We start from the raw sequence: 13,821 nt of genomic DNA on the forward strand, positions 1-13,821 counted from the left end.
AGGTGCTGCATCAGTAACGGAAGGCGATGGTGCCGGTTACCGTGCGGGGATCGCCATAGAAGGCCGTCAATGTGCCTTCGAGGCCGAGCTCAGGTGCGAGGGTGGCATTGTTGACGAAGTCATACCCGGCAACCCGGTAACGCTCATCCGTCAGATTGCGCCCGTGAACACCAAACTGCCAGCGCCCGTCATCGGAATCCCAGACCACGCTGGCATTCCACAATGTGAAGGCTTCCTGGTCGATGGCCGCGAACGGAATCTCGAACTGGCTGGAGTCCCCGCGGTGCGACAGCGTGTTCAGGATCGTCAGCTCTCCCTGCCGGACCGGCACCGTATAGGTCAGGGTGGCGGATGCCGTCATGTCGGGCGTGTTCTGGATCTGGACCTGATTGGAGATATCAACACCGAACGCGTTGATGAAGCTGTCATACTCCCCGTCCAGAAGACCCACGGCCCAGTTCAGTGAGAGCGTGTCTCCGTTGCCGCTCATATCATCGGCAATCAGAACAGAACCCTCATATTCCACGCCCTGAATGGTGGCGGCTGCGGCGTTGGTGGTGACCCCTGTGAAGGTATCGTTGATGCCGTCTCCATTGGTATCGACACCGACCGAACCGGGAATCTGGACATCCTGATAGTCCATGAAGAACACGGCGACAGCATGCCGGTAGCGGCCATTGTCCAGACGCCAGCCAACTTCATAGGAATCGACTTCCTCGGGATCAAAGCTCATGAAGCGGAAGACTTCGTCGGCTGTAACCGCACCGCTATTGTCGAAGTCCGGAGCGGCAGATGTCTGGCCACGCGGGTCGAATGAGCCGCCCTTGAAGCCCTGGCTGTAGGAAAAATACACGCTGTTCTGGTCATTGACCGTGAAATTCAGCGACGCGCGCGGGCTGAAATCGGTCCACTCATTTGTTCCGGTGAAGTTCGACGTTGTCGCAATCAGTGTCGGATTTCCGCCGAAGAATTCCGAGAACCCGCCGATATAGGTCCGCCGCAAAACCGTCGAGCTCCGCTGGTCATTCGTGTAACGGCCGCCAATGGATGCGCTCACCCAGTCATTGAGGTCGAAACTCACATCCGCGAACACCGACCAGGTTTCCGTCGAGACATCGCCGAAGGTCTGCGCGTTCAGGCCCGGCAGATTGATCAGCGCACCGGTGGTGCCCAGAAGCACGTCGAACACCGTGCTGGAATTGGCATCCAGATAATAGAAGCCGGCCACACCGCTGATCCGGTCACCTTCATAAAGGACCTGGAATTCCTCGGAGAACTGGTCATTCGTGTAAATGGCCGGCACATCCAGATCGGCTGCTGGCAGGCTGTCAAAATCGATCGGGGTGGCAGATTCATCATCCCGGTAGGACAGGATGTTGCGGAAGGTCCACTGATCATTATGACGATATTCGGCGAGCAAGGAGACACCCGACGCCTCGACGTTCTGGCTAATCACATTCAGTCCGGCCCGTGTGTCGAACTCATTATTCAGCACAGGTGCGCCGCTCAGCGCGCCCGGGATCAGGCGATGCCCCTGGCGCGGTGCGGAATTGTCTTCCAGCGTATCCGCTGAAAGCCGGAAGAACCACTGATCATTGGGCTCGAACTCTGCCGACGCCCGAAAGGCCAGAACATCCTTGTTGTAATTGTCCTCACCGGTGGTGAGATTGGTCCCGTAACCGCCGCGATTGAGGCTGGCAACCGCACCGCCGACTCGGAAGGTGTCGCTGAGCGGCACCGAGCCGGACACAATGGCATCGATCTGCTCATAGCTGCCGACATTCAGGCGGGCATTGAGGGTCGGCGCATCGGGGTCCAGCCGCCGGGTCACATATTTGACCGCGCCGCCAATCGTGTTGCGGCCGTACAGCGTGCCTTGCGGTCCGCGCAGCACCTCGATGCGCTCGACATCATAGATATCCAGAACAGCAGCCTGCGGGCGGTTGAGATAGACATCATCAAGGTAGAGGCCGACACCCGACTCAAACCCGGATACCGGATCCTGCTGGCCCACACCCCGGATGAAGGCCGACAGTGTTGTGTTCGTTCCACGCGACACTTCCAGCGTCACATTCGGCGTGGTCTGGCCAACATAGGTGATGTCCGGAGAGCCCTGGGTTTCCAGCTGGTCACCGGAAATCGCCGTCACCGACAAGGGCACATCCATGATGGATTCTTCGCGCCGGCGGGCCGTCACCGTGATGACGTCCTGTTGCATCGGTGTGCTGGCTGATTCGTCCTGGGCCACCGCCATTGGTGCGGCAAGTACCGGCAGCATAGATGCGCTGGCCAACAGTGCGGTCAGCCGTGCGGAACGGTTACGTATGGTCATGGTGCTCTCCCTTTGACCTTTCCGGACTTGCCGTTACCGCGGATTTTCCGCGATCCGGCCCGCCTCCATTCGAGGTCATTTCCTTTGTGATGCGGCACAACAAATTCAACGCTGGTTGAAATGTCAAATGAAATTCAATGAACGTTGAAATAAGTTTCATGTCCGGGCAGGAATGCAACAGTGCGTGAACGCGCTTGCCCGATCGCGTCTACGGTGCAAGGCTTGTTTCAAATCGCTGATTGGGGGAGACAATTTGGCGAAGCGTGGTGAGAAGACCCGGCAGAAAATCCTCGATTCGGCGGAAAAGCTTTTCGCCAGGCGCGGCTATCACGGCGTCACCATCCGCCAGATCACCGAAGACGCGAAAGTGGATACGGCGCTGGCCAACTACCATTTTGGCAGCAAGCGGAACCTGTTTGATGCGGTTCTGTTGCGGCGCGCCGAAGAGCTCAACAAGGTCAGGCTGGAAAAACTGGAAGAGATCGAGGCGGCCGCTGAAAACGGCGTCGCCAGCCTCGAGGACATTATCGACGCTTTCTCGCACCCGCTCCTGGACCGGTCCGAGCGCGGCGGGCCGGGGTGGAAAAGCTATTTTGCGCTCATTGCCCAGATCAACAACTCGCCGGAATGGGGCGGCAAGCTGATGACCGAGTATTTCGATCCGTTGGTCCGACGCTTCATCGCCGCCCTGAAGCGGGCACTGCCCGAGGCGCGCGAGGAAGACATCTACTGGAGCTATCATTTCTTTTCCGGCGCGCTGGTGCTGACCTACGCGGAAACCGGGCGCATCGACAATCTTTCCGATGGCAAGGTCCATTCCAGCGATCTGGACGCCGTGCAACTGCGCATGCCGCCCTTCATTGCGGCCGGATTCCGGCGTTTGTGCGAGACCGGTGGTCCCAAAAACTGAGCGATTTAATTTCAACGCTTGTATAAATTTTGTTGACGGCGGCGATTTCCTTCGCTCCCCTGCAGGTCCGATTGCAGGGAATTGACGACAGGAATGCAGCCCGGCCTGACCTCTCCCTCTCCGCTTCTGCCGGAGATTTTGCGCCTGAATGCGCGCTGGCGCAGCACATCACCGGCGCTTGTTTCAGACCATGAAACACTCAGATGGGCAGAATTCCACCGCCGCACCAATGCGCTGGCCAACGGTTTTGCTGCCTGCGGACTGAAACCCGGCGATGCCATCGCTCTGGTCATGTCGAACAGCGTGGATATGGCTGTGGTTATCGCCGCCGCCATCAAGGCGGGTCTGGTCACAGCCCCGTTGAATACCAGCATTCTGCCCTCCGCCATGATCAGCATGATCGGGGATGCCGGCGCCAGAGCGGTGATCGCCTCTCCCGGCTTCGCGGAAGCGCTCGAATCGTCAGCCACCGGCGGAGACTGCGAATTGCCTCCGCTCCGTCTGCTGGACAGGGGAAGCCTGAACGGGTGGCGGCCGCTTTCCAGCCTGATTGAAGAATCTGATCCGGCCGAGCCGGACTGGACGCCGGACCGCGACCATCCGCTGAACATCATTTACTCCTCGGGCACGACCGGCATGCCCAAGGGCATTCTCCACACCCACGGGACACGTCTGGACTGGGCCTATGATCTTGCCATTGCCCTGCGCTATCATTCCGGCGCACGGACGCTGGTCACGCTCGGCCTCTATTCCAATATCAGCTGGGTGATGATGCTCTGCACCTGGTTGTGCGGCGGCACGCTTTTCATCCGCGAAAGCTTCTCGGCCGAGGATGTGCTGGAACAGACGGCCGGGAATGGCATCACCCACACCGCCATGGTCCCGGTACAATACCAGCGCATTCTCGACGATCCGGCCTTCGATCCGGAAAAACTCGCATCGCTGCAATATGTGATGTCCTGCGGCGCACCGCTTCTGGCCCACACCAAATCCGCCTGGCTGGAAATCTGCCCCGGCGTCATCGAGCTTTACGGGCTTACCGAAGGGCTCATCACCACGCTCGATCCCGAGGATGCGCCGGGACGGCTGGCCTCCGTCGGCAAGCCCGTCGCCGGCACCGACATCAAAATCCTTGACGATACTGACCGGGAATGCCCCCCCGGCACGGCCGGAGAAATCGTCGGACGGGGCCGCATCGCCATGCCCGGCTATCATAACCGGCCAGACGCAACCGCAGAAGCGACCTGGATTGACGATGGCGGACAGGCCTGGCTGCGCACCGGCGATATCGGACAGCTCGACGAGGACGGCTTCCTCTATATCGTCGACCGCAAGAAAGACATGATCGTCTCCGGCGGCCAGAATATCTATCCGCGCGACCTTGAAAGCGTTCTGATCGAACACGCCGATGTGGCCGATGTGGCCGTTATCGGCGTCCCCGATCCCGAATGGGGCGAGACTCCCGTCGCGATCATTGTTCCCGCAGATGGCCATCGGCCCGATGTGGCCACCCTGATCGGCTGGGCCAATGGCAGGCTGGGCAAGCAGCAGAAACTGCGCGGCGCACACTTCATTGACGAACTCCCGCGCAACGCCAATGGCAAGGTGCTGAAGCGCGAATTGCGACAACGGTATTCCGGAAAACAATAAGGGGCACAATAAAAAAGGGGCGGGTCCGAAGACCCGCCCCCAGATACGTGACACTGTACTCGGAGGGCGAAGCCAGCATCCGGAGCGGAGAACTCAGAGAAGCTCCGGAAACCAGCTCCTGAGTGTCGCGTATTCCTCTGTTCAGACCGGCCTAGCGGCGGATCGTGACCCGGCCGTAGAAGTAGCGGCCAGCCGTGTCGTAGGTCTGGTTCAGTGTGTTCATGTCATCATTATTGGTGACATAAGGCGGCGTCTCATTGGCGAGATTGCGCACACCGAAGGTCAGGCCAACACCGCTGTCGACAAAGTCGTAAGCAGCCTGGACGTCATGATAGAAGACACGCTCTGCCGTGTTCGACACATTGGCCGGGTTCGACGAGAAGTCGGTGACTTCGTCAATATAGCGGCCAACATAGTTGAACTGCCAGTTATCCGAGACCACGCCCAGACGCAGCAGGGCGGTGATTTCCGGGAAGGCGGCAGGAGTCGTGGTGAACGGATCCTGAGCGAACCGGCCAGCATATTCAGACACCGCACCACCCGGAAGCACCTGATAGGCGAAGCTTTCCAGATAGGTGATGTCCAGGCCGGCCACAAACTGTGCCGTCGACTCAAAGATATCAAAGGTCGGACCGGAATAATCAATTCCGACATCGACACCGGACGTCTCATAGGTCGACAGGTTGGCATTGGTCAGCAGCACGCCGGCCAGAACACCAACCGCTGAACGGCGCGCCCCGCCCGGTCCCGGGAAAGGAGCGGCCAGAGGCGTTCCACCGACGCCCGAATAACCCGGGCCTGCAATCAGGGCACAGAGCGGATCCGAGAAGTTCGGCGAGTTGTAGCACGAATTGGCAATCGTGTTGACATCAGCCGAACCCACAGCCTGCGTGATCTCGAAGGAGAAGTAATCCGCCGAGAAGGTGAAGTCCTCGAGGATCGGCGTCCCCGACGGCGTGAACACCACACCGAAGGTATACCCTTCCGATTCTTCCGGTGTCAGGTTTGGATTACCACCCACAACACCCGAAGCCTGCGTCGAGGTCAGGGTGAAATTGCCCGGCAGACCATCAGCCTGACAGTTGGCCACCAGCGCGGCGCTGGCCGAGGCATTGGTACCGTAATTCGTACACGGATCCGTGTACTGAACAGCGGACTGTGCCTGCGGTGCGAAGAGCTCGCCGATCGACGGAGCCCGGAAGCCGGTCGAGAACGACCCGCGCAAACGAACCTGGTCATTCGGTGCCCACTCGGCCTTGATGGCATAGGTATTGGCATCAAAGGACGAGTTCACACCCGTGCCGGTCACGTCATAGTTGGACGAACGGGCCGAAAGCTCAACCGCCAGAATCTCGGCAAATTCAACGCCGGACAGGATGGGCAGGCGGACCTCACCATAAAATTCCTGCGACGTGGTTTCACCTTGCGTGGCATTGCCGGAGACAAAGAAGATCTGACCGATCTGTGCCGCACCATCGGGGATGAACTCGCCGGTATCCCGGCGGCGCTCATAACCCACAGCCCAGCCGATTTCACCGCCCGGAAGCTGCAGGCCACCCAGATCACCCGACAGGTTGGCCTGGAAGGACAAACGGGTCTGACGGGACACCGGTGAGTGACGCACCAGCATGTAGTTGGCAATGGCATCGGTCAGCGTATCCGTCCGGAACGGGTCCCAGATCAGATTGGCCGGGGTCTGACACGAACCGGCCGCAAGAGACGCCGGGTCATTACACAGCACCTGGGCCGCACGGACCGGATTGGCCTGCCCATCGACCACCTGGGCATCGACATAGCGGCCATAGGACAGCGACGTATCCCAGAAGATACCGGCCGGCAGCATGCCTTCAAGACCGAAGATCGACCGCCAGGAGGTCGCGTCCTGGGTAGAGAAACGGCCGCTTTCCAGCTCCGCCAGGCGGCGGGCGACAAAGACGCCCTCACCGGTCGGGTTGTTCGGGTGGAAGGCCGGAACCAGCGGAAACCAGAACGTGCCCACAGGGGCGAGCTGCTGCTGCGAGGACCGCTGGGCGAACATGAATTCACCATAGGCCGTCGCCTGACCGAAGCGGTCAGAGTTCAGAACATCATACTCGGCATCAAAGAAGCCGGAGAAGACTTCCTGCGGCGTCACCATGTAGGACACGGCAGCAAAATTATAGCCATCGGCCGGGGTGAAGGCGCGAAGAACGCCCGTCGCCGGATCGAGGATCGCACCGGCAGTGCCGAATTGAGCAGTAAAGTTGGGCGAGGCCGCACCATTACCGAAGATCTGGCCCGGATAGGATGTGCCCGAACCGCCACAGATCAACTGGCCACCGACTTCAGTCCACGGACAGGCCGAGAACGGACGGTCACCCTGCATGATCGTGCCACGATCGAAATATTCGAGATTGGCGGTAAAACGGCCACCATCGAAGGAGCGGCCGAAGGTCAGGCCGTAACGATAGATCTGGCCATCGCCTTCCCCCGTCACATCATACTGGCCAAAGGCTTCAAAGCCCTCGACATCATCACGGGTGATGATGTTGACCACGCCGGCAATCGCGTCGGAACCGTAAACCGTCGAGGCGCCGTCACGCAGCACTTCAACACGGCCGATCAGCGAGACCGGGATCAGGTTGAGGTCAGCCGTACCGCCGGTATTCGCCGGGGTTGTACGGCGGCCATTGACGAGGACCAGTGTCCGCTGCGGGCCAAGGCCGCGCAGCGAGATGGTCGCCTGACCACCCGAACCGTTATTCATCCGCGAAGAGGTTTCCCCACCCGGTGCGAATGTGATCTGGTCGGCAAAGTCTTCCAGCGTCCGGACAGCCTGAACATTCAGGTCATCCTGGCTGACGACTGTGATCGGGCTGACCGAGGTCAGCTCGCTGCGGCCGATCCGTGAACCGGTCACGATGATGCGGTCTTCCGACGCGCCATCCTGAGCGAAGGCAACGCCGCCCCCCAGGGCCGTTGTGAGAGCCATCGCCGCGCAAGACGATAAGGTCAATGTTTTCAAAGAGACGCGTAAGCGCCGTTCATTCATCTTCATTAGAGTCTCCATTTTTCCCCTCCGGACGCCGGGAAGGCGTACGAAGCCGAAGTCATACGGGAGAGAAAAACAGCTCTGAACCGCGTAGCGACGATGTCGGGACGGGATGCGTTGAACGCATGGAATAATGCGTTGAATGGCGAATTTTGCTGTCCAGTGGCCAAGCGTATTCACGTTTTTGTGTTTATTGGCAGCGCTTTTTGAGTTTGTGTGTCCGTGGACAGGGCCTATGTCTGCAGCGGGGAAATGTGGTGTCAGAATGGGATTAGACCATGCCGTCGCCACGCCTGAATGTAATCCTGTCGTCCAACGGCGATATCCGCCGCGAGCTGACGGGCTTTATCTCCAGTGTCAGTGAGGTCACGACAACACCTCCACGTCTGGCTCGTGAACTGACCGAGACAATGGCCAGGTCCGGCAATGTGGACGGTGTGCTGATATTCGCCGACGAAGCGGACAGCGACACAATCGGTCTGGCGAAACATGTGGATACGCTCGATATTCCCTACATGCTCGCACTGGGACAGTGCGGCTCCGCACAAGTTCTGTTCGAGTTGGCGTCGCGCGAATTTATCCTGATATCGCGGGATTTCGACCAGATCCGCGCTACGATAACCAGGTTTCTGGCATATCTGGCTGATCCGTCCCGGAAATACCGGGGACCGAAGTCCGGAGCCTCGCAGCTGCCCGGAGATATCTGGGTGCGCCAAGGCTATGCAGAACGCAGGATTTCTCTGAATGAAATCCGCTCGATATCGGCTGACAAGGATTACGCTATCATCGAACTGCCGAACGCGTCGCTGCTGGTTCGCGCAACACTTGCAACACTCGAGGATGAGCTCAATGCGCAAGATTTTGTCCGAATTCACCGCTCGCACATCGTCCCCGCGCGTCGTATTCGTGAAGTCAGGAATACGACGCGGCACAGCCATCAGGTCAGACTCGAGAACGGGGAGGTGTTTCCGGTTGGCAAGACATACTGGCCGCGGCTGCGAAAGCGGTTTCGAAGCCAGTTGATTCGCAACCCGGGTTGATCAGGCGGCCTGATTGCACCTAGCCGCCGATCCGGGCCTGATAAAGCCGGACCCTGATGCCGCCATGATCCACCGGCCGCGAGGGCGCACCGAAGGGCAGGCGTGTGGCCCGCGCGAGCCTGTCCTCACTGGTGATCAGCCCGACCCGCCAGCCAGGAAACCGCTCCCGCAGGCTTTGCCCCAGTTCATGATAAACGCCGTAAAGGCCTTTCAGATTCCCGATCCGCCCGCCATAGGGCGGATTGACGATCACCAGACCCGGCACTCCCTCTGGCGGCGTGATATCCGCCACACCCTTCTGTTCAAAAGCCGTGAACGCGGCAACACCGGCCCGCGCGGCATTGGCCTGGCTGGCCCGGACCGCCCCGGCATCCCGGTCAGATCCGGCAAAGCGGACAGACGGGGTCAACGATGGCACATCCGCTTTCAGTGTTTGCCAAGATTCGGCATCGAAGCCGGCCAGCGCTTCAAAGGCAAAGCGACGCTCACGCCCGGGCGCCAGCCCGGCCGCCATCTCTGCAGCTTCGATCACGAAAGTCCCCGACCCGCACATCGGATCATAGACCGGCTCGCTGCCGGTATAGCCACACTGGCGCAGGAAAAGCGCGGCGAGGTTTTCGCGCATCGGGGCCCTGGCGACCGCTTCCTTGAATCCGCGCCGGTGCAGCAAACCGCCGGATGTATCGACACTGATCGTGCAGACATTGTCATCGATGCGCGCCAGGACACGCACGTCTGCGTCCTTCGAAACCGGCGCGCCGAATGTCTCGGCAATTGCGGTCTCAACCCGCTGGGCGATCGCGCCGGCATGGTAGAGTTTCGACCGCCGCGCCGAAGCGTCCACCTTGACCGGCACATCACGCCGCAGCGTATTTCGCCAGTCGATGGCGCGGGCTTTCTTGTCGAGCTGTGCCAGATGGACGACGCGGAATTGCGCCATCCGCGCCAGAACCCGGCTGGCCCCGCGGATTTCCAGATTCGCGCGCCAGACCTCGGGCCATGTCCCTTCTATCGTCACGCCTCCCGCCACGATTTTGGGTGTTGCAAATCCCTTCTCGCGCATCTCCCCGGCGAGAACCGGTTCAAGGCCGGGCGGTACGGTCAGAAAGATTTCAAAGGGGTCAGAGTCAGACATCGGGAATCTATATGCTGGATCAGGACGTCGTGCGATTCTCGCGGTCAGGTAGCCGCCTAATATTTTCACCCGAAGGCGGGCTTTATATCGGTTGTTCTAGAACGGAACGGCGCTCTCGAATGACATCTTCTCACCGGTGGCAGGATGGCGGAAGCCAAGCGACTGCGCATGCAGGCATAGACGGCCGCTGGCGGCCCGCGCCTCGGCATGGGCATAGAATTTATCGCCCAGCACCGGATGCCCCAGATGTGCCATATGAACCCGCAACTGATGCGAGCGGCCGGTTAGCGGCATTAGAGCGACACGGCTGTGACCACCCTCAATGGCCAGAACCTGCCAGTCTGTGACAGCGGAGCGGCCCCTGACAGGGTCAATCATCTGTCTGGGCCGGTTGGGCCAGTCGGTGATGATGGGCTGCTCCACACGCCCCTCCGCCACCTTCATCTCCCCCCAGACCCGGGCGATATACCGCTTTCCGGTCTGACGGTTTTCAAACTGCCGGCCCAGCGCGGCATGGGCCGGAATGGTCAGTCCCAGAACGATGACACCGGAGGTATCCATATCCAGCCGGTGAACGATGCGGGCGGTCGGGAAAACCTCCCTTGCCCGGGATTCCAGACAATCGGCGCGGCCGGGATGATTGCCCGGAACTGTCAGCAAACCGGACGGCTTGTCGAGCACCAGAATGTGCTCATCCGCAAAGATCACCGGCAACTCACCCTTGGGCGGCGGCGTGTAGACGAAGGGAGCGGGCCCGGCCTGTTCAGGCACGATCGGCCTGGTGACGCTCGACCCGTTCCCGCCAGTGCTTGCGGCACAGGGAGTCATAATCCGATTTCGCCACGCCCACCTGCGCGCCCTCTGTCACCGCTTCACCGCTGGCATCATGACGCAAATTCATCGTTGCCTTGCGGCCGCAATGACAGATCGTCCGCGCCTCTCGCAAATCATCCGCAATGGCCAGAAGCTCGGCCGATCCTTCAAAAAGCCGCCCCTGGAAATCGGTTCGCAGGCCATAGCACAGGACCGGCACACCGAGCTCGTCACCCACGCGCGATAATTGCCAGACATGGCCGCGGGAGAGAAACTGGGCTTCATCGACGAAAACGGCATCCAGCTGCCCCTCCGTCTTGCGGCGCAGAACCGCCTCGAACAGGTCGGTTTCCGGCCGGAACAGATGCGCCGGAGCCTTCAGGCCGATCCGCGATTCAATCTCGCCGGTTTCCGCATCCGCATGTTTTGCGTGATGCACAGACGTCCACAGCATGACGTCCATCCCGCATTCGCGGTAATTGTGCGCCGCTTGCAGCAGGATGGCAGACTTACCGGCATTCATGGCGCTGTAGGTGAAGTAGAGTTTTGACATGGTCACTGGATAATTCGATTCCGGCGAAGGTCTATCGCCTTTGGCGCAAGCCTGTGTTAGACGCCCCCCGCGCGAGAGAGCTTCGGTATGGGGTGACGCTTGAAGAGCGCACTTTGACAACACACCGGAGCCTTGATCCGACAAAGGATCAATGCGCCGCGCCCATTTGGAAAATGACCGTAATGACCATGAATTCCCGCATCGCGCCGGCTTTGGCGCGCGCTCTTGAAGGCAAGGGCTATGAAACGCTGACCGAAGTCCAGACGGCCGTACTGGCCCCCGAAGCCGATGGCGCCGACCTTCTGGTCTCGGCCCAGACCGGCTCGGGCAAGACCGTCGCCTTCGGCCTTGCGATTGCGCCGACCCTGTTGGGCGAAGAAGATCGTTTCGACTATGCCGCCGCGCCGCTGGCGCTGGTCGTCGCTCCAACGCGGGAGCTGGCGCTTCAGGTCCAGCGTGAATTGCTCTGGCTCTATGGCGAGGCCGGTGCCCGCATCGTCTCTTGCGTTGGCGGCATGGATGCCCGCTCTGAACGCAAGGCGCTCGAGCGGGGCTGTCATATCGTCGTTGGCACGCCGGGGCGGCTGCGCGATCATATCGAACGCAAATCCCTGGACATGTCCTCGCTGCGCGCGGTTGTTCTGGATGAAGCCGATGAAATGCTGGATTTCGGCTTCCGGGAGGATCTGGAATTCATCCTCGAAGGCGCACCGGAAAACCGGCGGACCCTGCTGTTTTCGGCCACCGTTCCCAAATCCATTGCCGACATTGCACGGCGCTATCAGAACAATGCTGTGCGCCTGTCGACCGTCAGCGAACGCGAGCAGCATGCTGATATTGAATACCGCGCCCTGACCGTATCACCGGCAGATCGCGAGAATGCGCTCATCAATGTTCTGCGCTTCTACGAGGCCGAACGTGCGCTGGTGTTCTGCGCCACCCGCGAAGGCGTCAATCGCCTGGCCGCACGGCTTGGCAATCGCGGATTCGCCGCGGTTTCGTTGTCCGGAGAACTGTCCCAGAAAGAGCGCACCCATGCACTCCAGGCGCTGCGGGATGGCCGCGCCCGTGTCTGTATCGCCACCGATGTGGCCGCACGCGGGCTGGACCTGCCCGGCCTGGAACTCGTGGTGCATTCCGACCTTCCCACCAATAGCGATGTCCTGAAGCATCGCTCCGGCCGCACCGGACGCGCAGGCCGGCAGGGTGTCTGCGTGATGATTGTGCCGCAAAACCAGCGCGGCCGCGTCAACCGGCTCCTGCGCGGCGCCAATATCGAGGCCGAATGGGGCGAAGCCCCCAGCCTGAATGATGTGAAAGAGCGCGACCGGGAACGCTTGCTGAATGATCCCAGCCTGCATCAGGATTATGATGAAGACGCCCTGGCCGGGGCCCGCGAACTTCTCGCCCTGCACAGTCCGGAAAAGATAGCCGCGGCCTTCCTTCACCGCATGCAAGCCACAACGCCCTCCGCAGAAGACCTCATGGCCATGCCCGCCGCCGGTGAGCGCGCCAGGCCCGCCCGCCGCGAGCCGTTTTCCGGCGGTGTCTGGTTCAAGCTGACCGCAGGCCGCAATCAGCGCGCCGAGCCGCGCTGGCTGCTTCCGATGATCTGCCGCATGGGCGATGTCACCCGCAACGAGGTCGGCGCTATCGAGATTGCCGACAGTGAAACTCTGTTTGAAATTTCCGCTGATCATGCCGAGCGCTTCGCCGCCCACGTCAAGGCATCCGGCGGCGCGGAAGGCTCGATCTACATCCATCCGGCCAACGCTCCGGCGAACAAGCCGCAGGACCGCAAACGTGAAGAGCGCCCCAAGCGCAAATTCGAGGGCAAGCCGGAAGGCCGGCCCGACAGGCCTTTCCGCAAACCACGGGCCAATGACGAGGTGTCGCAATCGCGCGCACCCCGCTATGATCCTGACGATGGTGCGCCGCGTGAAATAGCAGACGCTCCGCAAAGCGCTTCAGCAGCAGCGCAACGTCCCGAAAGCGGCAAGCCGCCATTCCGCAAGACCGGCAAGCCATCAGACGCACAAACCGGCAAGGACCGGCCCCGCAAGGCTTATGGCAGCAAACCGGAATACCGCGCCGAAGGCGGGGCCGCCAAGCGTCCGGCAGCGGCAAAGCCCGGTTTCAGGAAACCTGCGGCAGATGAGGCCCGCCCATCGGGCCGCCAGACTCCGGCAAAGCCTGCCACCGCCTCACCAGGCGGGAAATACAAGGGCAAGCCCAAACCACACCGCGCCAACTATGATGACGGTCAACAATCCTTCAAACGCGTGAAGCGCAAGGGGCCACGTCCGGGGCGGTCCTGATTGCCGGGCAGGCTGGTTGCTGCGATGATCAATCAAGCC

General features: G+C 60.7%; 9 protein-coding genes. 4 read left to right on the top strand and 5 right to left on the bottom strand.

Going from position 1 to position 13,821, the window contains the following annotated elements; translation table 11 throughout:
* Positions 1-10: 10 nt before the first annotated feature.
* Entirely contained in the window at positions 11-2,332 is a 2,322-nt protein-coding gene (locus DBR16_RS11125) for a TonB-dependent receptor (protein ID WP_109261319.1), read from the bottom strand.
* A gap of 253 nt (positions 2,333-2,585) precedes the next feature.
* On the opposite strand from DBR16_RS11125, the gene DBR16_RS11130 reads away from it, so the two are divergent.
* Together DBR16_RS11130 and DBR16_RS11135 are read left to right on the top strand one after the other, a co-directional pair.
* A complete protein-coding gene (locus DBR16_RS11130) occupies positions 2,586-3,242 on the top strand; it encodes a TetR/AcrR family transcriptional regulator (RefSeq protein ID WP_233347766.1) in 657 nt (218 codons plus the stop codon).
* A gap of 93 nt (positions 3,243-3,335) precedes the next feature.
* Entirely contained in the window at positions 3,336-4,892 is a 1,557-nt protein-coding gene (locus tag DBR16_RS11135) for a class I adenylate-forming enzyme family protein (RefSeq protein WP_109261321.1), read from the top strand.
* 151 nt (positions 4,893-5,043) lie between these two features.
* Here the strand turns inward: DBR16_RS11135 and DBR16_RS11140 are convergent, their stop codons facing one another.
* On the bottom strand, positions 5,044-7,863 hold the full coding sequence (locus tag DBR16_RS11140; protein ID WP_161539487.1) for a TonB-dependent receptor plug domain-containing protein: 2,820 nt from the start codon (positions 7,861-7,863) through the stop codon (positions 5,044-5,046).
* A 338-nt stretch (positions 7,864-8,201) separates the two neighbouring features.
* On the opposite strand from DBR16_RS11140, the gene DBR16_RS11145 reads away from it, so the two are divergent.
* The gene (locus tag DBR16_RS11145; protein ID WP_109261323.1) at positions 8,202-8,963 is read left to right on the top strand and encodes a LytR/AlgR family response regulator transcription factor; all 762 of its coding nucleotides are present in this window, start codon (positions 8,202-8,204) and stop codon (positions 8,961-8,963) included.
* A 19-nt stretch (positions 8,964-8,982) separates the two neighbouring features.
* Here DBR16_RS11145 and DBR16_RS11150 read toward each other — a convergent pair whose 3' ends face one another.
* From DBR16_RS11150 to DBR16_RS11160, 3 genes are all read right to left on the bottom strand, one after another.
* Positions 8,983-10,098, bottom strand: coding sequence for a THUMP domain-containing class I SAM-dependent RNA methyltransferase (locus DBR16_RS11150; RefSeq protein WP_109261324.1), 1,116 nt, complete (start codon positions 10,096-10,098; stop codon positions 8,983-8,985).
* A 96-nt stretch (positions 10,099-10,194) separates the two neighbouring features.
* Positions 10,195-10,869 carry an RluA family pseudouridine synthase gene (locus tag DBR16_RS11155; protein ID WP_233347767.1) on the bottom strand — a complete coding sequence of 225 codons (675 nt, stop codon included), beginning with the start codon at positions 10,867-10,869 and terminating at the stop codon, positions 10,195-10,197.
* On the bottom strand, positions 10,862-11,464 hold the full coding sequence (locus DBR16_RS11160) for a thymidine kinase (RefSeq protein ID WP_109261326.1): 603 nt from the start codon (positions 11,462-11,464) through the stop codon (positions 10,862-10,864). Before DBR16_RS11160 ends, DBR16_RS11155 begins: the two co-directional genes overlap by 8 nt.
* 182 nt (positions 11,465-11,646) lie before the next feature.
* Here DBR16_RS11160 and DBR16_RS11165 point away from each other — a divergent pair, with 182 nt between their 5' ends.
* Positions 11,647-13,782 (top strand): DEAD/DEAH box helicase, encoded by a 2,136-nt coding sequence (locus tag DBR16_RS11165; RefSeq protein ID WP_109261327.1) that lies wholly within the window; start codon positions 11,647-11,649, stop codon positions 13,780-13,782.
* Positions 13,783-13,821 lie beyond the last annotated feature (39 nt).

This window comes from Hyphobacterium indicum (assembly GCF_003129605.1).
Lineage (GTDB): Bacteria > Pseudomonadota > Alphaproteobacteria > Caulobacterales > Maricaulaceae > Hyphobacterium > Hyphobacterium indicum.

Coding starts and splice junctions, on each gene's coding strand:
- DBR16_RS11125 (WP_109261319.1), bottom strand. CDS start 2,332: ATGACCATACGTAACCGTTCCGCACGGCTGACCGCACTGTTGGCCAGC.
- DBR16_RS11135 (WP_109261321.1), top strand. CDS start 3,336: ATGCAGCCCGGCCTGACCTCTCCCTCTCCGCTTCTGCCGGAGATTTTG.
- DBR16_RS11140 (WP_161539487.1), bottom strand. CDS start 7,863: ATGGCTCTCACAACGGCCCTGGGGGGCGGCGTTGCCTTCGCTCAGGAT.
- DBR16_RS11145 (WP_109261323.1), top strand. CDS start 8,202: ATGCCGTCGCCACGCCTGAATGTAATCCTGTCGTCCAACGGCGATATC.
- DBR16_RS11150 (WP_109261324.1), bottom strand. CDS start 10,098: ATGTCTGACTCTGACCCCTTTGAAATCTTTCTGACCGTACCGCCCGGC.
- DBR16_RS11160 (WP_109261326.1), bottom strand. CDS start 11,464: ATGTCAAAACTCTACTTCACCTACAGCGCCATGAATGCCGGTAAGTCT.
- DBR16_RS11165 (WP_109261327.1), top strand. CDS start 11,647: ATGACCATGAATTCCCGCATCGCGCCGGCTTTGGCGCGCGCTCTTGAA.